27 protein-coding genes are annotated in these 23,859 nt (G+C 60.2%); 1 reads left to right on the top strand and 26 read right to left on the bottom strand.

The genetic code is table 11. The annotated features are described in order from the left end of the window. Positions 1 to 40: 40 nt before the first annotated feature. The 23 genes from araH to PseAD21_RS09135 form a co-directional block, all read right to left on the bottom strand. The gene (araH, locus tag PseAD21_RS09245; RefSeq protein WP_027612371.1) at positions 41 to 1,009 is read right to left on the bottom strand and encodes an L-arabinose ABC transporter permease AraH; all 969 of its coding nucleotides are present in this window, start codon (positions 1,007 to 1,009) and stop codon (positions 41 to 43) included. 12 nt (positions 1,010 to 1,021) lie between these two features. Continuing rightward, on the bottom strand, positions 1,022 to 2,566 hold the full coding sequence (araG, locus tag PseAD21_RS09240; protein ID WP_102355416.1) for an L-arabinose ABC transporter ATP-binding protein AraG: 1,545 nt from the start codon (positions 2,564 to 2,566) through the stop codon (positions 1,022 to 1,024). Positions 2,567 to 2,599: 33 nt separating this feature from the next. Further along, positions 2,600 to 3,604, bottom strand: coding sequence for a substrate-binding domain-containing protein (locus tag PseAD21_RS09235; protein ID WP_025113028.1), 1,005 nt, complete (start codon positions 3,602 to 3,604; stop codon positions 2,600 to 2,602). 136 nt (positions 3,605 to 3,740) lie between these two features. Then, on the bottom strand, positions 3,741 to 4,559 hold the full coding sequence (locus PseAD21_RS09230; protein WP_102355415.1) for an SDR family oxidoreductase: 819 nt from the start codon (positions 4,557 to 4,559) through the stop codon (positions 3,741 to 3,743). Between the two features lie 270 nt (positions 4,560 to 4,829). Next, positions 4,830 to 5,705 carry an SMP-30/gluconolactonase/LRE family protein gene (locus PseAD21_RS09225; RefSeq protein WP_102355414.1) on the bottom strand — a complete coding sequence of 292 codons (876 nt, stop codon included), beginning with the start codon at positions 5,703 to 5,705 and terminating at the stop codon, positions 4,830 to 4,832. A 132-nt stretch (positions 5,706 to 5,837) separates the two neighbouring features. Further along, positions 5,838 to 6,554 carry a FadR/GntR family transcriptional regulator gene (locus PseAD21_RS09220; protein ID WP_102355413.1) on the bottom strand — a complete coding sequence of 239 codons (717 nt, stop codon included), beginning with the start codon at positions 6,552 to 6,554 and terminating at the stop codon, positions 5,838 to 5,840. Positions 6,555 to 6,658: 104 nt separating this feature from the next. Next, the gene (locus tag PseAD21_RS09215; protein WP_102355412.1) at positions 6,659 to 7,219 is read right to left on the bottom strand and encodes a DUF1285 domain-containing protein; all 561 of its coding nucleotides are present in this window, start codon (positions 7,217 to 7,219) and stop codon (positions 6,659 to 6,661) included. 16 nt (positions 7,220 to 7,235) lie between these two features. Beyond that, positions 7,236 to 7,841: a DUF4823 domain-containing protein gene (locus PseAD21_RS09210; RefSeq protein ID WP_007967613.1), complete on the bottom strand. Its 606-nt coding sequence runs from the start codon at positions 7,839 to 7,841 to the stop codon at positions 7,236 to 7,238. Between the two features lie 169 nt (positions 7,842 to 8,010). Continuing rightward, entirely contained in the window at positions 8,011 to 8,979 is a 969-nt protein-coding gene (locus PseAD21_RS09205; RefSeq protein WP_025113022.1) for a GTP 3',8-cyclase MoaA, read from the bottom strand. A gap of 137 nt (positions 8,980 to 9,116) precedes the next feature. Continuing rightward, on the bottom strand, positions 9,117 to 9,755 hold the full coding sequence (locus tag PseAD21_RS09200) for a TetR/AcrR family transcriptional regulator (RefSeq protein WP_007950805.1): 639 nt from the start codon (positions 9,753 to 9,755) through the stop codon (positions 9,117 to 9,119). A gap of 388 nt (positions 9,756 to 10,143) precedes the next feature. Then, positions 10,144 to 10,932, bottom strand: coding sequence for a TatD family hydrolase (locus tag PseAD21_RS09195; protein WP_102355411.1), 789 nt, complete (start codon positions 10,930 to 10,932; stop codon positions 10,144 to 10,146). Positions 10,933 to 10,946: 14 nt separating this feature from the next. Next, positions 10,947 to 11,303 (bottom strand): PilZ domain-containing protein, encoded by a 357-nt coding sequence (locus PseAD21_RS09190; RefSeq protein ID WP_025113020.1) that lies wholly within the window; start codon positions 11,301 to 11,303, stop codon positions 10,947 to 10,949. A gap of 58 nt (positions 11,304 to 11,361) precedes the next feature. Continuing rightward, positions 11,362 to 12,345, bottom strand: coding sequence for a DNA polymerase III subunit delta' (locus PseAD21_RS09185; RefSeq protein ID WP_102355410.1), 984 nt, complete (start codon positions 12,343 to 12,345; stop codon positions 11,362 to 11,364). Next, positions 12,338 to 12,970 carry a dTMP kinase gene (tmk, locus tag PseAD21_RS09180; RefSeq protein WP_102355409.1) on the bottom strand — a complete coding sequence of 211 codons (633 nt, stop codon included), beginning with the start codon at positions 12,968 to 12,970 and terminating at the stop codon, positions 12,338 to 12,340. The genes PseAD21_RS09185 and tmk overlap by 8 nt, the downstream gene beginning before the upstream one ends. A gap of 19 nt (positions 12,971 to 12,989) precedes the next feature. Then, positions 12,990 to 14,186: an endolytic transglycosylase MltG gene (gene mltG, locus PseAD21_RS09175; protein ID WP_102355408.1), complete on the bottom strand. Its 1,197-nt coding sequence runs from the start codon at positions 14,184 to 14,186 to the stop codon at positions 12,990 to 12,992. A gap of 3 nt (positions 14,187 to 14,189) precedes the next feature. Next, entirely contained in the window at positions 14,190 to 15,005 is an 816-nt protein-coding gene (pabC, locus tag PseAD21_RS09170) for an aminodeoxychorismate lyase (protein ID WP_102355407.1), read from the bottom strand. Then, a complete protein-coding gene (gene fabF, locus PseAD21_RS09165; RefSeq protein WP_102355406.1) occupies positions 15,005 to 16,249 on the bottom strand; it encodes a beta-ketoacyl-ACP synthase II in 1,245 nt (414 codons plus the stop codon). The genes pabC and fabF overlap by 1 nt, the downstream gene beginning before the upstream one ends. A 108-nt stretch (positions 16,250 to 16,357) precedes the next feature. Continuing rightward, positions 16,358 to 16,594 (bottom strand): acyl carrier protein, encoded by a 237-nt coding sequence (gene acpP, locus PseAD21_RS09160; protein WP_003175607.1) that lies wholly within the window; start codon positions 16,592 to 16,594, stop codon positions 16,358 to 16,360. A 196-nt stretch (positions 16,595 to 16,790) separates the two neighbouring features. After that, positions 16,791 to 17,531: a 3-oxoacyl-ACP reductase FabG gene (fabG, locus tag PseAD21_RS09155; protein WP_102355405.1), complete on the bottom strand. Its 741-nt coding sequence runs from the start codon at positions 17,529 to 17,531 to the stop codon at positions 16,791 to 16,793. 16 nt (positions 17,532 to 17,547) lie between these two features. Continuing rightward, the gene (gene fabD, locus PseAD21_RS09150; RefSeq protein ID WP_102355404.1) at positions 17,548 to 18,486 is read right to left on the bottom strand and encodes an ACP S-malonyltransferase; all 939 of its coding nucleotides are present in this window, start codon (positions 18,484 to 18,486) and stop codon (positions 17,548 to 17,550) included. A 123-nt stretch (positions 18,487 to 18,609) separates the two neighbouring features. Beyond that, positions 18,610 to 19,620, bottom strand: coding sequence for a phosphate acyltransferase PlsX (plsX, locus tag PseAD21_RS09145; protein ID WP_102355403.1), 1,011 nt, complete (start codon positions 19,618 to 19,620; stop codon positions 18,610 to 18,612). 4 nt (positions 19,621 to 19,624) lie between these two features. Continuing rightward, positions 19,625 to 19,807 carry a 50S ribosomal protein L32 gene (rpmF, locus tag PseAD21_RS09140; RefSeq protein ID WP_003179396.1) on the bottom strand — a complete coding sequence of 61 codons (183 nt, stop codon included), beginning with the start codon at positions 19,805 to 19,807 and terminating at the stop codon, positions 19,625 to 19,627. A 13-nt stretch (positions 19,808 to 19,820) separates the two neighbouring features. Next, on the bottom strand, positions 19,821 to 20,348 hold the full coding sequence (locus tag PseAD21_RS09135) for a YceD family protein (protein WP_003204262.1): 528 nt from the start codon (positions 20,346 to 20,348) through the stop codon (positions 19,821 to 19,823). 105 nt (positions 20,349 to 20,453) lie between these two features. On the opposite strand from PseAD21_RS09135, the gene PseAD21_RS09130 reads away from it, so the two are divergent. Next, positions 20,454 to 21,032: a nucleoside triphosphate pyrophosphatase gene (locus PseAD21_RS09130; protein WP_102355402.1), complete on the top strand. Its 579-nt coding sequence runs from the start codon at positions 20,454 to 20,456 to the stop codon at positions 21,030 to 21,032. Between the two features lie 52 nt (positions 21,033 to 21,084). On the opposite strand, the gene PseAD21_RS09125 is transcribed toward PseAD21_RS09130, so the two are convergent. The 3 genes from PseAD21_RS09125 to rluC are packed head-to-tail and all read right to left on the bottom strand — an operon-like array spanning position 21,085 to position 23,710. Next, positions 21,085 to 22,074, bottom strand: a complete 990-nt coding sequence (locus PseAD21_RS09125) for a S49 family peptidase (protein WP_102355401.1) — start codon at positions 22,072 to 22,074, stop codon at positions 21,085 to 21,087. 24 nt (positions 22,075 to 22,098) lie between these two features. After that, entirely contained in the window at positions 22,099 to 22,761 is a 663-nt protein-coding gene (locus tag PseAD21_RS09120; RefSeq protein ID WP_102355400.1) for an HAD-IA family hydrolase, read from the bottom strand. Further along, positions 22,748 to 23,710, bottom strand: a complete 963-nt coding sequence (gene rluC / locus PseAD21_RS09115; RefSeq protein ID WP_102355399.1) for a 23S rRNA pseudouridine(955/2504/2580) synthase RluC — start codon at positions 23,708 to 23,710, stop codon at positions 22,748 to 22,750. Before rluC ends, PseAD21_RS09120 begins: the two co-directional genes overlap by 14 nt. Between the last annotated feature and the right edge of the window lie 149 nt (positions 23,711 to 23,859).

Raw genomic sequence — 23,859 nt, 5'->3', positions numbered from 1 at the left:
CTCCCTCCGGGAGAGGGCTGGGGTGAGGGTAGCTTTTGACTCAACGTTGTTTGAGGCGGTCGATGACCACCGCCAACAGCAGAATCGAACCGCGAATCACATACTGGTAAAACGTGTCGATGTTCTTCAGGTTCATCGCATTCTCGATGATCGCCAGAATCAGCACCCCGGCAATCACGTGCCGTATCATGCCGATCCCGCCACTCAGCGACACCCCGCCCAGCACACACGCCGAGATCACGGTCAACTCGAAACCCTGGCCGATCATCGGCTGCCCGGAGGTCATGCGCGAGGCAAGGATCACCCCGGCCAGCGCACCGATCACGCCGTGCACAGCGAAGATGATGATCTTGGTCCGGTCAACGTTGACCCCGGCGAGCAGCGCTGCTTCCTGGTTGCCGCCGATGGCCATGGTATTGCGCCCGTAGGTGGTGTAGTTCAGCAGCCAGCCGAAAAACAGGAAGCAGACGATGGTGATCAGGATCGGCACCGGCACACCGAACAACTGACCGTTGCCGAAGACGAAGAACGATTCCTGTGACACGCCCACCGCTTTGCCGTTGGCAAAGATATAGGCCAGACCACGGACGATCTGCATCGTCGCCAACGTGGTGATCAGCGCATTGACCCGCAGCTTGGCAATCACGATGCCGTTGATCAGCCCGACAATCAGGCCCATCACCAACGCCGCGCTGACGCCGAGGAACACGCTGTTGGTGTCGCGCATTACCACCGCCGCGACCACCCCGGCGCAGGCGATCACCGAGCCCACCGACAAGTCGAAATGCCCCGACGCCAGGCAGTACAGCATGGTGCACGCGGCGATGCCGGTGGTGGAAATCGCCAGGCCCAGCCCGCGCATGTTCAGTGGCGAAAGGAAGTTGTCGATCAGCAAGGTGCAGGCGACGAAGATGCCGATCGCTGCCAGCAGCATGACCCAGTCGTCGAGGAAGCGCCGCAGGTCCAGCGGTTTGCGGGGAGTCGGCAGCGCCTTGTTTTGGATGGTCATCATGTTCACCTCTCAGTTCGCCACGCCGTCAGCGCGATGGCGCGGCAAAGCCAGTTGCAGCAGGTTGGATTCATTGGCTTGATCGCGGCTGACTTCGCCGCGCAGCGCGCCTTCGCAGAGCACCAGAATGCGGTCGGAAATGCCCATCACCTCCATGAGGTCGCTGGACACCACAATCACCGAGATGCCGTCGGCAGCCAGGTTATGGATGATCTGGTAGATCTCGGCCTTGGCGCCGATGTCGATGCCACGGGTGGGTTCGTCGAGCAGCAAGACCTTCATCGGCATCGACAGCCAGCGGCCGAGAATGGCCTTCTGCTGGTTGCCGCCGGAAAGGAATTTGATCTGCTGGCCGGCGTGCGGGGTTTTGACTTTCAGCGCCTTGATCTGCTTGTCGGCGTTGCCCTTCTCCCACAGCCCGCGCAGCAGGCAGCCGAGGCTGGCATTGGCACCGCGCGCGCTGATGTTGATGTTCTCGGCGACGCTGGCCAGCGGGATGATCCCCTCCTTCTTGCGGTCCTCGGGGCACAGCAGGATCCCGGCGGCAATCGCGTCGCGCGGCGAACGCAGCTTCAGTTCATGGCCGCGTAATTCCAGGCGTCCGGCGGTGTTGCGTTCGAGCCCGCTGAGCAGCCGGAACAATTCCGTGCGCCCAGCCCCGACCAGGCCGAACAGCCCGAGAATCTCGCCCTTGTGCGCTTCGAAACTCACCGGCTCCCGCAGTCCCGGGCCGAGCAAACCGTCGACCTTCAGCGCTACCGCGCCGCGTGGACGACTGCGGTAATCGTAGATGTCCTGAATGTCGCGCCCGACCATGCAGGTCACCAGTTGATCGTGGGTCAACTGGCTCATGTCGTCGAAGGTGCGCACGTAACGGCCATCCTTGAACACCGTCACCGCGTCGCAGATGCGGAACACTTCTTCCATGCGATGCGAGACGTAGAGCACCACTTTGCCCTCATCGCGCAAGCGGCTGATGATCGCCATCAAACGGTCGATCTCGCGGGCCGAGAGGCTGCTGGTCGGCTCATCGAAGGCGATCACATGCGCGCCACGGGACAGCGCCTTGGCGATTTCCACCAGTTGCCGCTGGCCGAGCGACAGGCGCCCGACCTTGGTTTGCGGATCGATTTCATCGGCCAGGCCCTTGAGGCAGGCCAGAGCGTTCTGACGCAGGGCGCTGCGATTGATCAGGCCGAAACTGGCCGGCAGGTGGCCGAGAAACAGGTTCTCGGCCACGCTCATTTCCGGCACCAGATGCAGCTCCTGGTGAATCACCGCGACGCCGCTGCCGATGCTGTCGGCCGTCGACTTGAAGGCCATGGTCTGCTCGCCGATCTGCAACTCGCCGCTGCTGGGGATGTAGGCCCCGCCAAGGATTTTCAGCAGGGTCGACTTGCCGGCGCCGTTCTCGCCCATCAGGGCGTGGACCTGCCCCGGATGGGCGACGAAGCTGATGGCGTCCAGCGCCTTCACCCCGGGAAAGGTCTTGCCGATCCCGTTGAAGCGCAGGCTGCCGCCGGCGCTGCTTGCATGTGTCTGTACTTGCGCGTGCATCTGAGTCACCTCTTCACACCGATCGAGCAGCCATCAATTCCACAGGCCGATTTTTTCCAGCTCTTGCTTGAAGTTCTCTCGGGTGATCAGGGTGACGTCGTCCATCGCCGTGTACTTCGGCGGCTCTTTGCCGGTGGTGACCCACTCGTACATCATCTCGGCCGTCTTGTAGCCTTCGATGTGCGGGCTCGGCAGCATCGAACCGAAGAAACCGCTGTTGGGCTTTTTCAGTTCGCCGATGGCGTCGGTGCCGTTGATGCCGATACCGATCACATTGGCCGCGGCGAACCCGGCGGCTTCAGTGGCGCGCACGCCGCCGAGCACGGTGTTGTCGTTCATGCCGCCGATGATCAGGTTCTTCGCCGCACTGGGCAGCTTGACCAGCGCCGAGTTGGTGGCGTCCATGCTGCCCGGCACGTCGAGGGTCTTGAGTGCCGCGAACAGGATGTGATCCTTCGGCAGGCCGGCGTCTTCCAGGGATTTGACCGAGCCGTCGGTGCGTTTCTTGCCGGTGTCGAGTTCGTTGTAGGTATTGACCACCGCGTAGGTGTCTTTCCAGTCCCAGTTGCGTTTCTTCGCTTCGGCGACCATCGCGTTGCCCTGCTTCTGGCCGACCTCGAACGCGGCCATGCCGAGGTATGGCACGTCTTCCATGAACTTGCCGTTGGCGTCGACGAAACGGTCGTCCACGGCGATCACCTTGAGATCATTGAGTTTGGCTTTGGCCATGATCGCCGGGCCGAGCGACACGTCCGGCGGGCAGATCACGAAGCCCTTGGCGCCGTTGGCGGCGAGGCTGTCGATGGCCGAGAGGGTTTTCTCGCCGTCCGGCACGGCGATCTTGATCAGTTCGAAGCCTTTGTCCTTGGCGGCTTTTTCAGCGAAGGCCCACTCGGTCTGGAACCACGGCTCTTCAGCCTGTTTGACCAGAAAGCCGATTTTCACGGTGTCGGCAGCCAGCAGCGAGCTGCTCAGACTGAACGCGGTGACCGCCAGCGCGGCACTGCACAGGGTACGAATCCCGAAACGACGTTTCATAAGCTGACTCCTTGTTATTTTTCTTGAGCGTTATTTGAAAAGCGTTAAAGCGTGTTCCTGCGATCTGGAGCAAAAATAGTCATATCGTATGATGATTGGATTTCAGGCGGATTCATCCGCCGCAAAGCCGATCCGCTCAGTCGTGGTACATCACCGAGCGGCCACCATCGATGGTGATGCACGAAGCGTTGATGAACGGCGCTTCATCACTGGCCAGAAACACTGCGGTCATCGCCACTTCGATCGGCTGGCCGATGCGTTTCGGCGGGTGCAGATCGAACGCGCGCTGACGCTCGGCGTGCGGGTCGGCAAAGCCGTTCCAGTAGTCGACGTTCAGTTGCGTCTCGATGTAGCCGGGAGCGATGGCGTTGACCCGAACGCCCTTCGGCGCGTATTCGATGCCCAGCGCTCGGGTCAGACCGAGCAGGCCGTGCTTGGCCACCGGATAAGGAAAGCAGCCAGGAATGATGTGCGTAGAATGGGTCGAAGCGATGTTGATGATGCTGCCGACACCTTGCTCGATCATCTGCGGCAGCACGGCTTTGCAGCCATACCAGGCGCCGTCCAGGTCGATGGCGAAGCAACGATGCCAGTCTTCTTCGGTCATTTGCAGCGGATCACGGAACACGTTGACCCCGGCGCAGTTGACCAGCACGTCGATGCGCCCGTGCAGCTCGATCGCCAGTTTGGCCATGGCGTGCAGGTCTTGCTGGCGCGAGACGTCGGCTTTGATCGCCTGCACGTCGGCACCCTGCTCGCGCCAGTGGGCGGCGACCTTCTCGACTTTCTCCGCCTGAATATCGCTGATCACCAATCTGGCCTGCTGCGAGGCGAAGGTGGCGACGATTGCCTCGCCGATGCCTTGGGCGGCACCGGTCAGCAGCACCACTTTGTTTTTCAGACGCTCGCCCTTCGGCGGCGCGGGCACCGAAGGCAAGGAAAGAGGTTCAGCCATGGATCAGGACTCCTGTTCGTAAGCACAAAAAAACCGGGCATCTGACGATGTCCGGTCTGGAAGACTGTGAAAACAAAACAGGCAGGCGCGGCGAGCGACGCCGGGCCGTTGCGAGACGCTGACTCCGCTGGGGAGTTCGATAGAGATTCGCTGCATCACTTCACCTGTTTTGTTCTTTTTAAGTGTGAGTGCGTGTTACTGCTGGAGCCGACTATAAACCCGACCGCCGAATAATCTCAATATATAATTTTGCATCCCACATTCTGGGATTTAACCCGCGAACCGCGTGCAGAGTTTGCCCGGCACATCGACCCGCAGCGACAGCACCGCGCCATCCAGTGCATGACTGTGCGGACTCTGGGCGCTGGTGATGTACAGGGTTTTCAGGTCTTCGCCGCCGAACACACAGCTGGTCGGCCGGCTGACGGGCAGATCGATTTTGCGGTCGATTTGCCCCTCGGGCGTCAGGCGCAGCAGGCAGCTGCCGTCCCACCGGGCGTTCCACACATAACCTTCAGCGTCCATCGCCGAACCGTCCGGGCCGCCCTGCCCGTCTGCGCCGTACCAGAGCTCGGCGTTGCCGAGATTGCCGTCGGTGTGAATGAAATAGCGATTGAGCGTCCCGTCGAGACTGTCGCCGAACAGCAGCGTGGTGCCGTCGTCGCTCCACAGCAGCGTGTTGGGAATCCCCAGCCCACGCAGCAACGGCGTGACGTGCTGGTCTGGATCGATGCGGAACAAGCCACCGGAGCGGCGCACGACCGGCAGGGCTTCGCCGTGGTCGCCGATGTTGTTCTGCATGGTGCCGAGCCACAGTCGGCCCTGAGGGTCGCAGCGCGCTTCGTTGGGCCGATTGCCCGGTTGCGGGTCGGCGATGCAGAACAGTGTCAAACGTGGCTCAAGGCCCGGAGAGTCAAGGTCCAGTCGGTACACGCCGCTGCTCAGGGTCACCAGCGCATCGCCACTGGCGCAGGGGATGAACGCGGAAACGTGCTCGGGCATCTGCCAGATCTGCACGTTGTTGCCGATCAGCCGCAGCGCCTGCCGGCCGGCGATATCGACCCAGTACAGCGCCTGGGTGGGGGCGTCCCAGAATGGGCCTTCACCGAGTCTGGCGCGGTGTTGGGTTACGGCGGTCCACGTCATGTTGAATCCTTCATGTTGTTGTTTTAACTGTAGGAGTGAGCCTGCTCGCGATGGCGGTGGTTCAGTCAACGTTGCTTTTTCTGGTACGACGCCATTGCGAGCAGGCTCACTCCTACAGCGGGATTTGTGTTTTCAACTGGCTTTCTTGTCGGCCATCACCTGTGGGTAGAAGCGTTTGATTGCCAGGTCGGCGTTGTCGATCAGGGTCATGCAGGCCCACACGCCACGCGCAGCATCCCGGGCGGCAATGGCGTCGGCCATGTCCTTGTGGATCGGCAAGGTGCGGCGCAATTCGTCGGGGTCGGCGGCGGACACTTCAAACGATACGGCGAGCAAAGCGCCGAGGGCCGGGACCATTTGTTCGATGAACTGATTGTGGCTGGCCGCCAGAATGCATTCGTGGAAGGCCTGGTCGGCACGGTTGTAATCAATGCCGCTGTCGACAGCTCGCTCCAGCGCGTTGTAGGCCAGTTGCACGGCCTGGATCTGTTCAAGGCTGGCGCGCTCACAGGCCCAGCGCACGGCCATCGGTTCGATGGTGCGCCGCAGGTCGAGCAGGTCATCGACGAAGTTTTCCGGCAGACCGTTGCGTGACAGCCAACCGACGACTTGCGGATCGAACAGGTTCCAGCGCCGCACCGGCAACACCCGGGTGCCGACTTTCGGCCCGACTTCGAGCATGCCTTTGGCGACGAGGGTTTTGATCGCTTCGCGGATCACGGTACGGCTGACGCCGAGTTGCTGGCCCAGATCCGCCTCGACCTTGATCGCCTGCCCCGGTTTGACCTGGCCGGCGGCGATCCAGCCGCCCAGCCAATCGACCGTTGATGCATGAAAGCTGCTGGACATGAAGACCTCAAAGCGGTTCGCGATGGGTGTTCACGCTAATCATCATATGATTAACAGTCAATCAGGATTTTCTGCTCAAACACAAACCCCTGTAGGGGGGCGTGTCAGGGTTCGAGGCCGATGCGGAAGAACTCGCCGCCACTCCACACACCCAGCCAGCGCTGCCCGTCGATTTCGCGGCTGACCGCCAGCTCCACCAGTTGATAGAACACATTGCGGTGAATCAGCGCTTCGAGGTTAGTGCGTATATGCACGTAGGGCGCGGGTTCCTGGGTCGCCGGGTCGATCTCGACGCGGATCGGATGTTGCGGTCCGGCCTCGGCGGTCTCTTCGACATTGGTGGTGAAACGCAGCACCTGCGCCTCGCCCTCACCTTCGACTTCCACGGCAATCGCCACGAACGGCGCGTCGTCGACCTTGATCCCGACCTTTTCGACCGGAGTAATCAGGAAATAATCATCGCCGTCGCGGCGAATGATGGTGGAGAACAACTTGACCATCGGCTTGCGCCCGATCGGCGTGCCCAGGTAATACCAGGTGCCGTCGCGGGCGATGCGCATGTCGATGTCACCGCAAAAGTCCGGGTTCCACAAGTGCACCGGCGGCAGGCCTTTGGTTTTCGGGATCTGTCCCAACAGGTCATTGGCTTTTTGCGGGCCACTCATGGCGTTCTCCTTTGAATTATTGGTCGCCGACTCCCAACAGGCTGCGCGCGTATTGCGCCAGCGGCGGGCCGATCAGGTCTTCAGGCTTGTTGTCGTGGAACGTCAGTAAACCGCCACGACTCTTGATCCGTGCAGTATCAATCAAATACTGGGTGCTGGTCTCGATCAACATGATCTGAATCACGCCGCCGTCGATGCCCAGACGGTCCACGGCTTCCTGATCGAGCCACTCATCGGAGTTGCCGATACGGTCGTCAGCCTTGGCGAAACGGGTGTACAGCAGGTAGTGAGCGCCGGCATCACGGGCTTCGCCCATGGCTTGATCGAGGCCTTCCGGAGCCCGGGCGCGCCGGACCATCGGGAAGTACTCGACAAAGCCCTTGAAGGCTTCTTCGGCGACCACGTTCGGGCGCGGGTAGGAACCACCCGGCGGTGCGAACGCGCCCTGGGCGATGTAGATGAACGAATCCGGCTGAATGCGGAAGTTGTTCACCCGGCGGCTGTCACTGTGATCCAGCAGACCCGCGTCGCTCATCTGATAGCGAGTGCCTTCGGCCATATCGCTGACAGTCATACAGCCGCCAAGCGCCAAAACGGCCAGCAGCAAAACCAGGCTACGCATCCTCATCCTCCAGAAGCCGGTGACGGAAAACCGGCGAATGGCCGTAGGATGCAGCTTTTGCGCCAGCTCAGTATTTTCGTTGAATTACAAAACGCCTTCGCGAGCAAGCCCGCTCCTACTCTGGAATGCGTTCCAGGGTGGGAGCGGGCTTGCTCGCGAAGACTATTGTTCAGCCGCCGATGATTTTCATGATGGTTGCGCCACCAGAGAACGCCACTTCCTGCTTGTCGCCCAAGGCCTTGACCAGCAAGCGCTGCAACGCCGGTAATGCCTGATGGCGCGGTTTGTCGAGCAGATCGCCGACATAGTGGCGGTTGCTCGACGACAGGCAGCCATGCAGCCAGCCGGTCGACGACAGTCGCAAGCGTGAGCACGTACGGCAGAACGGCACGCTTTCGTTGGCGATCACGCCGAAATGACCGACGCCCGGGATCGCATAGCGCACGGCTGTGGCGTCCACCGGCGCATCGGCCTGGGCGTACTCGTAGCGCTCGCCGATCAGGCTGAGCAGTTGCTGCAGGCTGACGAACTGTTGCAGGAAGGCATTGGAGTCGGTGGCGAGATGGCCCATGCGCATCAACTCGATGAAGCGCAACTCGTAGCCACGTTCCAGGCAGTAATCGAGCAGCGGCATGACCTGATCCAGGTTCTGCCCGCGCAACGGCACCATGTTGACCTTGATCTTCAGTCCCGCCGCTTTCGCCTGGTCCATGCCATCGAGCACGGTCGCCAGATCGCCGCCACGGGCGATGCTGCGGAACGCACCGGCGTCGAGGGTATCGAGCGACACGTTGATCCGACGCAGACCGGCATCCACCAGCAGCGGCAGTTTTTTCGCCAGGAGTTGACCGTTGGTGGTCAGACTAATGTCTTCCAGGCCCATCTTGCCGACGGCGCTCATGAAAGATTCGAGTTTGGGGCTGACCAGCGGCTCACCGCCGGTAATCCGCAATCGCTCGATGCCGGCAGCTTCAATCAGATAGGCCACGCCGCGTGCCATGGCCTCGGCCGACAGCTCATCCTGCGCAGCCACCAGCCGCTTGCCGTTGGGCACGCAGTAGGTACAGGCGTAATTGCAGGCTGAAGTCAGGCTGATGCGCAAATTGCGAAAACGCCTGCCTTGACGGTCAACGATCATGATCACTCCGGCGATAGAATTTCGAGCCGCTAAAACTTGACTCACAAATCAAGTTTTAGCAAGCCCTATGCCTGAGTATATTCCTGCGATACTGCGTCATGTAGCGAAATCATGGCGCAATAAGGCCGCTGAATGATTCAGCTGCTCGGGGTTTCCGGATCACGCTTGCGCTTGTTGCCCATGCGCACGCCGATGTCCATCAGGAACTGGAAGAAACCTTCCTGATCTTCCAGCACGTTGCTCCAGAACGGCGAGTGATACAGCGCCACCGCGCCGTGCACCAGCGCCCAGGACGCGCAGTAGTGGAAGTACGGCGGCACGTCTTCGAGCTTGCCTTCGCTGATCCGGCCCTTGATGAGCAAGGTCAGGCGTTCGAAGTTCGAGGCACGGATCTTGTGCAGCTCCTCGACCATTTCCGGCACCTGATTGCCTTTCACGACCTTCTCTTCGAGACGGTCGAACAGGCGATAGCGCTGCGGGTCGCGCATGCGGAATTCGAAGTAGGCGCGGGACAGCGCTTCCTTGTCCTTGTCGACATCGGCCGAATGCAACAGCTCATTCAAATCGCGCTCGTAATCGAGCATCAGGCGCAGATAGATCTCGGCCTTGGATTTGAAGTGCTTGTAGATCGTGCCTTTGCCGATACCCACGGCATCAGCAATCATCTCGACGGTGACACTGTCTTCACCTTGTTCGAGGAACAGCTTGAGCGCGGTATCGAGAATTTCTTGCTCGCGGCGACGAAACTCACGGACCTTACGAGGTTCTTTGTGCATAAGAAAAGGTCTGTAGGGGTCAAAATTCGAAGCCGCGTATTATGCCTAACTTGCGCAAAAATGCACGGATCATCCGACCATATCTGTGTTTCTTGTTCATTTTGCGAACGCCAAGGGTGCAATGAGAACTCAACTGAAGCGAACGTATTCCAAATTTGTTTAAAAACCCCGACCGCTCAACTGGACTGAACGCCAGACTGATCAATACTTGAACTGTCGGACGGCATCTCCCCCAAGTGCCGTGCCGATAAAGGTACCAAGGGACCGCGTGCCTTTGTTTTACTCCTAATGGTCTTAACCCGGATTCACCCCCCAGAACCCGGGTTTTTTTTGCCTGCGATTTGGCTTGTCTGCGAGAGCTGGGCTGCTCGCGATGGCCATTTCGCACTCAAGCAGATTTAACACTCGCCAGCGGGAACAACCGCTTGAAGTTTTCTGTGGTCTGCTCGGCGAATCGCTCGTAGCTTTCCCCGCGCAACATCGCCAGGAACTCCGCCACTTCACGCACGTACTGCGGCAGGTTCGGCTTGCCCCGATAAGGGATCGGCGCCAGGTAGGGCGAATCGGTCTCCACCAGCAACCGGTCGGCCGGTACTTTGCTTGCCACATCACGCAAGGCGTCGGCGTTGCGGAAGGTGACGATGCCCGACAGGGAGATGTAATAGCCCATGTCCAGCGCGACCTTGGCCATGTCCCAGTCTTCGGTGAAGCAATGCAGCACACCGGCCTGGGGCAGCGCAGCCTCGCGCAGCAGTTCCAGGGTATCGGCGCGGGCGCCACGGGTATGGATGATCACCGGTTTGCCGGTCTGCTGGGCGGCTTGCAGGTGCAGACGGAAGGATTCCTGCTGCAATTGGGCGGCTTGCGGCTCGTAGTGGTAATCCAGGCCGGTTTCGCCGATCGCCACCACTTTCGGATGATTGAGTTCGTGCAGCAACCAATCCAGCGCGGGCGCCGCGCCCGGTTGCACATCCAGCGGATGCACGCCGACCGAGCAATCGACGTCGGCATAGCGCTCGGCGAGGGCTTTGACATCAGCGGCGTTGTCGGCGCTGACGCCGATACACAGGAAGTGCCCTACCCCACGCTGGCGGGCGGCATCGAGTGCAGCATCCAGCGAGCCGTCATGGGCGGCGAGGTCGAGGCGATCAAGGTGACAATGGGAATCTACGAGCATAAAAGGACTGCAACTTACATCGTATGAGTGGGACGGTCGGACTTCAGGGCTCCGGCCAGATGGGTTTCGATGCGACTGCGGGCGGTGTTGTCGCCTTCATTGAATTGCACGCCGACTCCGGCGGCACGATTGCCCTGCGCGCCCTTGGGGGTGATCCAGGCGACCTTGCCGGCCACCGGAATCTTCTCCGCCTCGTCCATCAGATTGAGCAGCATGAACACCTCATCGCCCAACTTGTAGCTTTTGTTGGTCGGGATGAACAGGCCACCGTTCTTGATGAACGGCATATAGGCAGCGTACAGCACCGACTTGTCCTTGATGGTCAGGGACAGGATGCCGTTGCGCGGCCCCGGGCTCATGGGTTCATTCATGTTGACCTCCACTGCTGATGTTCAGAGTCTAGGCGCACACAGTCGTTTCGGGAGGCGATTACCGTTGGCCCGGCAAACTCACCCATTGCACCAACAACGCTTCCAGCAGCAAGGCTGGATTGAGGTTGGCTTTGCTCAGGACTTTCTGCCGCTGAGCGAGAATCCAGTCCTGAATATCGAGGACTTTGCCCTGCGCGCTTTTCTGCGCCAGGTACTGCACCACTTTGCGCATGTCCGTCAGACCGAGGCCGCTTTCATCCTGAGTCAGTTGATAACGCAGGATCAGGCTCGACCAGTCGCAGAACCAGTCGAACAAACGCAGCATCGGGATGTTTTTCCATTCCTCGGCCAGTTGCGTCGGCGACTGCTGTTGCTTGAGCAGCTTTTTCACCCCTTCGACCACCTGCGCACGCTGTTCGCGCACGCCCTGGGCCTGCAGGCTGACCGCCGCCAGTGGCGAACCGGCCGCCAGCGTCAGCAGCTCGATACGCTCCTCTGCTGAGCACTCCGGCAGCGCCTGTGCCAGCCATTGCAGGCTCACCGTCTCACTCGGCAACGGGCATGCCTGCTGCACGCAGCGGCTCTTGATCGTCGGCAACAAACGGCTCGGCTGGTGGCTGACCAGCAACAGCACGGTATTGCCCGAAGGCTCTTCGAGGCTCTTGAGCAAGGCGTTGGCGGCGTTGATGTTCATCGACTCCACCGGCTCGATCAGTACCACCTTGCGCCCGCCCAACTGCGCGGTCTGCACCACGAAACTGACCAGATCACGGACCTGATCGACCTTGATCGCCTTGTCGGCTTCTTCCGGCTCAAGGATGTAGTTGTCCGGGTGACTGCCGGCCTTGAGCAACAGGCAGGATTTGCACTCGCCGCAGGCCTCGGGCGTCGGGCGCTGACACAGCAGGCTGGCCATCAGCCGCTCGGCCAACGCACGCTTGCCAATCCCGGCCGGGCCGTGCAGCAGATACGCGTGGGCGTGCTGACTACGTCCGGCCAACTGCTGCCAGAGGCTGTCTTGCCATGGATAGGCCTCAGCCACGGGCCAGCTCCAGCAAATTCGGCAGCAAGGTATCCAGCGATTGTTGAACTTTGGCCAACGGCTGGCCGGCGTCGATACGCACATAACGCGCAGGATCGGCTTCAGCGCGTTTCAGAAACGCATTACGCACCGCCTCGAAGAACGCCCGGCCTTCCAGCTCGAAACGATCCAGCCGTCCACGAGCACTGGCGCGGGCCAGACCGATTTCCACCGGCAGATCGAAAATCAGCGTCAGGTCCGGGCGCAGGTCGCCCTGAACGAACGTCTCCAGCGCAGCGATGCGCTCCAGCGACAAACCGCGACCGCCGCCCTGATAGGCATACGTCGAGTCGGTAAACCGATCGCACAGCACCACCGCGCCACGGGCCAGTGCCGGGCGAATCACCTCGGCCAGATGCTGGGCACGGGCGGCGAACACCAGCAACAACTCGGTGTCGGGGTTCATGACTTCGTCGGCCGGGGCCAGCAACACATCGCGAATGCGCTCGGCCAGCGGCGTGCCGCCGGGTTCGCGGGTCAGCACCACTTCGATACCTTGCGCGCGCAGACGCTCGGCGAGGTACTCGCGGTTGGTGCTCTTGCCGGCGCCTTCCGGGCCTTCCAGGGTAATAAACAAGCCAGTCACAGGCAGTCCTTAGTCAAAGTCATTGCGCGTTCTGCGGTGCTGCCGCGCCAGGCTCGGCAGCAGGCACCGGGGCTGGCGCAGGATCCTGAGGCGGAACCTGCGGCAGCGATTCCGGCGCGGTGTCGGGGGACGCTGCGGGGATCGCTTCTTCGGTGGCCGTGGCCGGAGCGGCCGGCGCATTCGCCGGGGCCGGGCTGGAGCGGTAATCGGCACGGCGCTTGAGCTGGAACTCACGCACCGCACTGTTGTGCGCATCCAGGTCATCGGAGAACACATGGCTACCGTCGCCACGGGCGACGAAATACAGGCTGTTGCCTTCCACCGGATTGAGCGCGGCATGAATCGCCTCGCGGCCGACCATGGCAATCGGCGTCGGCGGCAATCCGGGAATCACATAAGTGTTATACGGCGTAGGCTCTTTGAGATGCGCGCGAGTCAATTTGCCGGTGTAGCGATCGCCCAGGCCATAGATCACGGTCGGATCGGTCTGCAACTGCATGCCCAGCGCCATACGGCGCACGAACACGCCAGCAATCTGCCCGCGCTCCTGTGGAACGCCGGTTTCCTTCTCCACCAGCGAGGCCATGATCAGCGCCTGATAAGGCTCGCTGTACGGCGCGTCGGCCGAGCGATTTTCCCACTCCTTGGCCAACACCTCATCCAGGCGATCGAAGGCTTTCTTCAGCAATTCGACGTCGGAGACTCCGCGCACGAAGCGGTAGGTGTCCGGAAAGAAACGACCTTCCGGGAACAGTCCGCGATGGCCGATTTTCTCCATCACGTCGCTGTCGCTCATGCCCTTGAGGGTCTGCTCGATCTTTTCATCTTTTGCCAGGGCGGCGCGGACCTGATGGAAGTTCCAGCCCTCGACCAGCGTCAGGCTGTACTGCACCACTTCGCCACGCTTCCACAGGTCGATCAGACCGTTGACGGTCATGCCCGGCTGCATGCGGTATTCGCCACTATGGATCGGCGTACCGGCCAGATTGAAGCGCCAATAGATACGCAACCAGAAGGCGTCCTTGATGACCCCATCGGTTTCGAGTTCAAGGAAGGTACGGGTCGGCGTCGAGCCCTTCGGCACATCCAGCAGTTCTTCCTGCGTGATGTTCAGGGGCTGTTCCAGCGCCGAATGAATTTTCCAGGCGCTGGCGCCCATCAGCAGCCCTGCCAGAACCAGTCCGGTTTCCAGCAGCAGCAAGAGTTTACGTCTCACGAATCAGGCATCCAGTAGGGCGCGGGAAATGGTTTGCAGTTTACGGGTGAGCGGGCCAACCGGCCAGCTCAGCGCAGCGTAGGCGCGTACCGGCCAGACGCCATACACGCTGTTGCAAATAAAGACTTCATCAGCCCATTGCAGCTGTTCGAGGCTGATGTCGGTGATTTGAGTGGGGATGGCCAATGACTCGGCCTGAAACAATATTTCAGCACGCATCACACCGGCCACGCCACAGCGCTTCAGATCCGGGGTAATCAGCACGCCGTCGCGCACCAGAAACAGGTTGCTGAACACGCCTTCGATGACACGTCCAACCTGATCGAGCATCAAGCCTTCGGCATGTTCGCTGTCGCGCCATTCGGCACGGGCGAGCACTTGCTCCAGACGATTCAGATGCTTGAGCCCGGCCAGCAATGGCTGGTTCGACAGCCGTGTGACACAGGGAAACAGGCGTATGCCTTGCTCGCCATGCACGGCAGGATAAACCGCAGGAGGATTGCCTTGCAGAATGCGTCGGCCCGGCGCCGCTGGATCAGCCGCGTAGCCACGCAAGCCGTCACCCCGGGTGAGAATGAGCTTGAGCACACCCTCGCCCATCGCTGCCGCATAGCTCAGCAGCTCTTGGCGAACCAGCTCGATATCAGTCGCGATGGCCAGGCGCGCGCAGCCATCGGCCAAACGCATCAGGTGACGGTCCAGCAAGATGGGCTGGCCGCCCTGCACGGCGATGGTCTCGAACAGCCCATCGCCGTAAGCCAGGCCGCGATCTTTCAGCGACAGAGCGTCAGCCGGCTGACCGTCGACCCAGCTGTCCATCAGCCAGCGAACCGGCGGAACGCCAACGTGCCGTTGGTGCCGCCAAAGCCGAAGGAGTTGGACAGTACGACGTCGATGTCCATGTTGCGCGCAGTGTGCGGCACGAAATCGAGATCGCAGCCTTCATCCGGCTCATCGAGGTTGATGGTTGGCGGTGCCACCTGGCTGTTGATCGCCAGCACACTGAAGATCGCCTCGACCGCGCCCGCCGCACCCAACAGGTGACCGGTCATCGACTTGGTGGAGCTGACCGCCAGTTTGTAGGCGTGATCACCGAACACGCTCTTGAGCGCATTGGCTTCGGCGAGGTCGCCGGCCGGCGTCGAGGTGCCGTGGGCGTTGATGTACTGTACCTGGTCGATGTTGATTTTCGCATCGCGCAGGGCATTGGTGATGCAGCGGGCGGCACCGGCGCCATCGGCAGGTGGCGAGGTCATGTGGAACGCATCGCCGCTGGTGCCGAAACCGATCAGCTCGGCATAGATGGCCGCACCGCGCGCCTTGGCGTGCTCGAGCTCTTCGAGTACCAGCGCACCGGCACCGTCGGACAGCACGAAGCCATCACGACCCTTGTCCCATGGACGGCTGGCGCGGGTCGGCTCGTCATTGCGGGTCGACAGTGCACGGGACGCGCCGAAGCCGCCCATGCCCAGACCGCACGCGGCCATCTCGGCACCGCCGGCAATCATCACGTCGGCTTCGTCGTACATGATGTTGCGCGCCGCCATGCCAATGCAGTGCGTACCGGTGGTACAGGCAGTGGCGATGGCGTAGTTAGGTCCCTGTGCACCCAGATGGATGGACAGAAAACCGGAAATCATATTGATGATCGAGCCTGGCACGAAGAATGGCGAGATTCGACGAGGGCCCGTCTCATGCAGAGTACGGCTGGTTTCCTCGATGTTGGTCAGACCGCCGATCCCCGAACCCATGGCCACGCCAATGCGCTCACGGTTGGCGTCGGTGACTTCCAGACCTGCGTTGCGAACAGCCTGAAAACCCGCGGCCAGACCGTACTGAATGAACAGATCGAGCTTGCGTGCTTCCTTGACCGACAGGTATTCCTCGACATTGAAGCCCTTTACCGAGCCGCCAAAACGGGTGGAATAGGCAGAAAGGTCGGTGTGTTCGATCAGACCAATGCCACTGCGGCCAGCCAGAATGCCCTGCCAACTGCTCGGCACATCTGTGCCCAGTGGCGACAACATACCCATACCGGTGACTACGACGCGTCTACGCGACACAGCACTCTCCTTTTTCAAATGACGACTTTGCATCAGGCCTAAAGAAAAAACCGCACGCCATGATGGCAGTGCGGTTTTTCCATGACAGCAGACAACGATTACAAACTATTACGCCTGGTGGCTAGTAACGTAGTCGATTGCAGCTTGTACAGTAGTGATCTTCTCAGCTTCTTCGTCAGGGATTTCGGTCTCGAATTCCTCTTCCAGAGCCATCACCAGCTCAACGGTGTCAAGGGAGTCGGCACCCAGGTCTTCTACGAAGGAAGCAGTGTTGACCACTTCTTCTTCTTTAACACCCAGTTGCTCGGCAACGATTTTCTTGACGCGCTCTTCGATGGTGCTCATACCTTGTTTTCACTCCTAATGGACAAATTCAGGCAGCTGGCCAGTGGGTAAGTGTATAGAAAGGCTTTTCAGCTTTTCAACTGAAAGCTTCACTCCTCAAACCCTGTGGCCCTCTGCCTATAAATAGATTGCAGCTTTATAACGGATTTTAGACAGCTCGTATGACATTTTTTTGAAGCAATCCGTCACATTTTACTTACATGTACATCCCACCGTTCACCGGGATTGTAGCCCCAGTGACGTATGCCGCACCGTCGGATGCAAGAAAAGCGACCACGGATGCGATCTCTTGAGCTTGTCCCAGACGACCCAGCGGAATCTGCGTCTGCAAGGCTTCACGCTGTGCTTCAGGCAGCTCGCGGGTCATATCGGTGTCGATGAACCCTGGGGTTACCGAGTTGACCGTAATCGAACGCGAACCGACTTCACGCGCCATCGCACGGCTGAAACCTTCCAGACCGGCCTTGGCGGCTGCATAGTTTACTTGGCCTGCGTTGCCCATGGCACCCACCACCGAGCCAATACTGATAATTCGGCCCCAGCGCGCCTTGGTCATGCCACGCAAAACACCCTTGGACAGGCGATACAGGCTGTTCAGATTGGTATCGATCACGTCGTACCATTCATCGTCTTTCATGCGCATCATCAGGTTATCGCGGGTGATACCGGCATTATTGACCAGAATCGCCGGCGCACCGAACTGCTCCTGAATGCTCGCCAGCACTTTGCTGACCGACTCGTCGCTGGTGACGTTCAGTTCCAGACCGGTGCCCTGAATACCGTGTTCTTTCAGGGTGGCGGCAATCGCCTCGGCGCCCTTGGCAGAGGTCGCGGTGCCAATAACGATGGCGCCCTGACGACCCAGCTCCAGGGCGATAGCCTGGCCGATACCGCGGCTTGCACCGGTGACCAGTGCAACTTTACCTTGCAGACTCATGCAAGTTTCTCCTGATTCAGGCTTGCGCTGCACGGGCGGCAGCGAAAGCATCTGGGGTATTGAGGTTGGTAGTCGAAACGCCTTCGGCGCAACGCTTGTTCAGACCTGCCAGTACTTTGCCCGGGCCGCATTCGACCAGACTGGTCGCGCCTTTGGCGACCAGGGTCTGGACCGATTCAACCCAGCGAACTGGCTTGTACAGTTGTTCGAGCAGATCACGCTTGAGGGTTTCCAGATCGGCCGGCACTTGCGCGCTGACGTTCTGTACGACCGGAATCTGCGGCGCCTGCCAGTCGATAGCGGCGATGGATTCGGCAAAACGCTCAGCAGCCGGACGCATCAGTTCGCAGTGCGACGGCACGCTCACCGGCAACGGCATGGCGCGTTTGGCGCCACGGGCCTTGCAGCCTTCGATGGCGCGCTCGACGGCGGCCTTGGCACCGGCGATGACCACCTGGCCTGGCGAGTTGAAGTTGACGGCGCTGACCACTTCGCCCTGCGCTGCTTCAGCGCAGGCTGCCAGCACGTCAGCGTCTTCCAGACCGAGAATCGCAGCCATGCCACCCTGCCCGGCCGGAACGGCTTCCTGCATCAGTTGACCACGACGCTCAACGAGCTTTACCGCGTCAGCCAGACTCAGGCTGCCAGCAGCAACCAGTGCGCTGTACTCACCCAGGCTATGACCGGCAACGAATGCCGGACGCGCACCGCCTTCAGCCAGCCACAGACGCCACAGGGCGATCGAGGCGGTCAGAATGGCTGGTTGGGTTTTATCGGTTTGATTGAGCAGCTCTTCCGGACCCTGCTGGGTCAGTGCCCACAGGTCATAGCCCAGAGCAGCGGAGGCTTCTTTGAATGTTTCGAGGATCAGCGGATATTCCGCGCCCAGCTCGGCCAACATGCCGAGGGACTGCGAACCCTGTCCTGGAAAGACGAATGCGAGGGAAGCAGACATGTAACAAGCCCCTAATGATCTTGTCGTCGGAAAATGACGCCCCGCTTGGGGACGCAAGAAACTGACAGTTGGATGGCCCTTTGAACCGGGCGGTCACATTTAAGCATTGTCCGACGAAAACGCCTAAGACAACAAATCCTCCAGACGGCCGTGGAGGCGTTCGGGCAAGTTCTCCTGAATCTCGATCAACGCGCGCTGAATCGCACTCTGAAAGCCTTGAACCCCGGCCGAACCGTGACTTTTCACCACGATGCCCTGCAAGCCGAGAAAGCTTGCGCCATTATGTCGCGCCGGCGCCAGATCAGCCTGCAAACGCTTCATCAATGGCAGCGCCAAGGCCCCCACAACGCGTGACGCGAGGTTTTTCCTGAACAAGGCCTCGATGCGCGCCGCGATCATCGTCGCCAGGCCTTCGCTGGACTTGAGCAGGATATTGCCGACAAATCCGTCACAGACCACCACGTCAGCCTCGCCGCGATACAAGCCATCGCCCTCGACGAAACCGATGTAATTGATGCCTCGGGCCGCCTGCAACAAGGTCGCCGCCAGCTTGACCTGCTGATTACCCTTGATGTCTTCGGTGCCGATATTGAGCAGCGCCACCCGTGGCCGGGCGATACCCAGCGTCTGCGCCGCCACCGAACCCATCACCGCGAACTGCAACAGATGCTCGGCACTGCAATCGACGTTGGCGCCCAGGTCGAGCAACTGGCAATAACCCTTTTGCGTCGGAATCGCCGCCACCATCGCCGGCCGATCAATGCCTGGCAATGTCTTGAGCACAAATCGCGACAGCGCCATCAGCGCCCCGGTATTGCCGGCGCTGACACAAGCCTGAGCCTTGCCATCCCGCACCAGCTCAAGGGCGACACGCATCGAAGAATCCAGTTTGCCACGCAAGGCCTGGGTCGGCTTTTCATCCATGGTGATGACTTCTGACGCCGGGACAATCGTCAGGCGCGCGCGATCGGCAGCCGATTGGCCGTTGATCAATTCTTCAAGAAGGGAGGGTTGACCGACAAGGGTCAGGTGCAGCGAGGGCGTAGTAGAAAGGCAAGCAAGGCTGGCCTGAACAATGCTGCGGGGACCGAAGTCCCCGCCCATTGCGTCAATCGCGATGACTTGAGCGGACAAGTGATTACTCGTCAGCGCCCTTGTCGATCACTTTACGGCCACGGTATACGCCTTCTGGCGATACGTGGTGACGCAGGTGAACTTCACCGGTGGTTTTTTCTACAGACAGGGTGCTAGCCTCGAGAGCGTCGTGCGAACGGCGCATGTCACGGGCAGAGCGGGATTTTTTGTTCTGCTGAACAGCCATAATTGATTAACTCCTAAACGTTTGGGTCACGCTTTAACTGCGCCAATACACTGAACGGGTTGGACCGCGTTACCTCGTCCTCGCTCGGTTCGGGCTCATCTGCTCCCGCCGGCTGCTGGCATTCTTCCGGATGATGAGCAGGCACAATGGGCAAGGCGAGCAGAAGCTCCTCCTCGATCAGTGACTGCAGATCCAATGGATCTTCGCCCAGTTCCAGCACGTCATAACCTTTCGGTAACGACTGGGTATTCGCACCCTCCTTCACCACAGCGTAACTGCATTCGCTATGGATCGGCAGGGTGACCAGCTCAAGACAACGCTGGCAAACCATTTTGACCTCGGTGTCGATAAAGCTGTGGATCACCACAGATTTACGTTCATCTCGTTCAAAAACGAATTTCGCCTGCACCGTACCGACATCGTCGGAAAGCGGGTCGCAGAGTCTCTTCAAATCGGCCAGCAGCAGTTCACCTTGAAGGGTGGTGCCACGATCAGCCAATTTGCGCGGGTCAACGTGAGGTGGAATCGGGTCATTCAACATAGGCGCAGCATTATAGGGATGCCCCCACCCATGTCAAAGGAAATTGTGCCCTGTCCGTCACTTGCGTGCCTCCGCTAGAATTCGCGCCTGCCTCAGGAGACGCCAATGCTGCCTCTATTACTCGCTTCAAGCTCGACTTATCGTCGGGAATTGCTCACCCGCCTGCACCTGCCGTTCGTCTGCAGCTCACCGGATATCGACGAAAGCCATCAGCCGGGCGAATCAGCCGTCGAACTGGTCCAGCGCCTCGCCGAACAGAAAGCCCGGGCACTGGCTGCCAGCCACCCCGCTCATCTGATTATCGGCTCGGACCAGGTGGCCGTGCTCGGTGAACGCATCATCGGCAAGCCACACACCTTCGACAAGGCCCGCGAGCAACTGCTGGCCGCCAGCGGCGCCAGCGTGACCTTCCTCACGGGCCTGGCCCTGCTCAACAGCCAGACCGGCCACTGCCAGGTCGACTGCGTGCCGTTCACCGTACACATGCGCGAACTCGACGCGGCGCGCATCGAGCGCTACCTGCGCCTGGAGCAACCCTACGACTGCGCCGGCAGCTTCAAGGCGGAAGGGCTCGGCGTGAGCCTCTTCAAATCCACCGAAGGCCCGGATGCCACCAGCCTGATCGGCCTGCCACTCATTCGCCTGATCGACATGCTGCTGGCCGAGGGCGTGCAAATCCCCTGAAACACAAAAAACCGGCCATCAAGGCCGGTTTTTTTACAACGCATCAACTTGCCTAGCGCAATGCAGGCCCGTGGAAACCCATCCACATCGCCAACTGCTCGGCGACACTGGCACCGAGCTTCTTCGAGAAGCGATCAAATGGCGATTCCTGAACGGTGAAATCCACCAGCTCTTTCTCGCCGATCACATCGCGCGCCACCGAACTGGCGTTACCCAGACCATCGATCAGCCCCAGCGGCAATGCCTGCTCGCCGGACCAGACCAGCCCGGAGAACAACTCCGGATGCTCCTTGTCCTTCAGACGTTCGCCACGACCCTGCTTGACGCTGTTGATGAACTGCTTGTGCGTGGTGTCCAGCACGGTCTGCCAGAATGCGGTTTCGTCAGACTTCTGCGGCTGGAACGGATCCAGAAACGACTTGTGCTCACCCGAGGTGTAGGTGCGACGCTCGACACCCAACTTGTCCATAGTACCGACAAAACCGTAACCCGCCGCCGTCACACCGATGGAGCCGACCAGACTGGCCTTGTCGGCATAGATCTGATCCGCCGCACTGGCGATGTAATAGGCACCGGACGCACCGAGATCGGAAATCACCGCGTACACCTTGGTATCCGGATGCAGACCGCGCAGACGCTTGATCTCGTCATACACGTAACCCGACTGCACCGGACTGCCGCCCGGGCTGTTGATCCGCAGGATTACGCCCTTGACCTTCTTGTCCTCAAAGGCTGCACGCAGACTGCCGACAATATTGTCGGCGCTGGCCGGCTCTTTATCGGCAATCATGCCGGTGACGTCGATCAGCGCAGTGTAGTTCGGACCACGGGTGGCGGTCTTTTCCATGTCCATCAGCGGGGTGAACAGGATCAGCGCAACAAATAGATAAACAAACGTCAGCAGCTTGAAGAAAATCCCCCAACGCCGTGAGCGACGCTGTTCCTGCACACCGGCCAGCAAAGTCTTTTCCAACAGCTTCCAGCTTTTCTCGTCACCGTCGTCGGCACTTGCCTTGGCCGGTGCTTTCCATTCGTCGGTCATGCGCTGTACCCCAGCAAAAACGTATTAAGCCTGCTGCCCCAGCCAGGCGTGCAATTCACAAAAACGGTCGATCGACAGACGTGGCTCGAACTGCTGTAGTGATTCGATCGATTGCGCGCCATAACTGACCGCCACCGAATCCATCCCCGCGTTACGCGCCATCAGCAGATCGAAGGACGAGTCCCCAACCATCAGCGCCTGCTCAGCACGCACGCCGCAATGAGCCAGGATTTGCTCCAGCATCAGCGGGTGTGGCTTGCTTGCCGTCTCATCGGCAGCGCGAGTGATATCGAAATAATCTTCCCAGCCATTGGCCTTGAGCACCCGATCCAGTCCGCGACGATTCTTGCCGGTCGCGACCGCCAGGTGGTAACCCTGCTCGCGAAACGACGCCATCGACTCGACTACGCCTTCGAACAACGGCGAAGGCACGGCTTCCGCGGCGATGTAGTGATCAGCGTAATACTCGCGAAACAAGGTCATTTCGGCATCACTGATGTCTGGGTACAAGGTGCGGATCGCCTCGGGCAAGCCCAGACCGATAATGCCTTTGACGGCAAAATCATCGCGCAACTCGAAACCGGAGCGCCCGGATGCCGAGTGCATTGCCTCGACAATCCGATGAATGGAATCAGCGAGGGTGCCATCCCAATCAAAAATCAGCAGTTTGTAATCAGATGGGCGCACTCAATCGCTCCACGGTCTTGGCCCACATTTCATCGACCGGCGCCTGCAACTTGAGTTCACCGCCATCGGGTAGCGGCACGGTCAGCATGTAGGCGTGCAGGAACAGACGCTTGCCGCCCAGATCACGAATTTCCTTGCTGAAACCGTCATCGCCGTACTTGGTGTCGCCGGCAATGCAGTGCCCGGCGTGCAACGTGTGGACGCGGATCTGGTGCGTGCGGCCGGTAATCGGCTTGGCTTCGATCAGGGTGGCAAAGTCGCCAAAGCGACGCAGGACCTTGAACACGGTCACAGACTCCTTGCCCTCCTCCTCGTCGACCTCGACCATGCGCTCGCCAGAGCGCAGATTGCTCTTGCCGAGCGCCGCACGGACTTGCTTGATGGAGGTCGCCCAGTTGCCGCGAACCAGTGCCATGTAGCGCTTGTCGACACCGTCACCGCGCAATGCGGCGTGCAAGTGACGCAACATGCTGCGCTTCTTGGCGATCATCAGCAGGCCGGAGGTATCACGGTCGAGACGGTGAACCAGCTCCAGCTCCTTGACATCGGGGCGCAACTGACGAAAGGCTTCGATGACGCCGTAATTCAAGCCACTGCCACCGTGAACCGCAATGCCAGCGGGCTTGTTGATCACGATCAGGGCTTTATCTTCATAAACAATCGAGGCTTCCAGACGCTGCAACAGACCCTGAGCCAGAGGCACGGGTTCGTCGCGCTCAGGCACGCGAACCGGCGGTACGCGCACGATATCGCCGGCCTGCAGCTTGTATTCGGGCTTGATCCGCCCCTTGTTCACGCGCACTTCGCCTTTACGCAAAATGCGGTAAATCAAGGTCTTGGGCACGCCTTTGAGCCGGGCAAGGAGGAAATTGTCGATTCGTTGGCCGGCATACTCCGGCGAGACTTCAAGCAGTTGAACGCCTGGAGTCGAAGGGGCAGTAGTTGTCATGCCGCGGATGATAACAATTTTTATGGAATTGAAGCACTTAATCATTGCTGCTATAGTCGCGAACGCCGCCAAAAGCGGCCTGGACAGCGGAACCACGGTCAAAAACCGGCCCTGACCAACGCAATTCACCAGGACGCGAGGCCGTCCTA

The sequence above is a fragment of the Pseudomonas sp. AD21 genome, from assembly GCF_002878485.1.
In the GTDB taxonomy this organism is placed as follows: domain Bacteria; phylum Pseudomonadota; class Gammaproteobacteria; order Pseudomonadales; family Pseudomonadaceae; genus Aquipseudomonas.
Note: the sequence above shows the minus strand (reverse complement) of the source record. Positions and strands in the feature narration are given on the sequence as shown.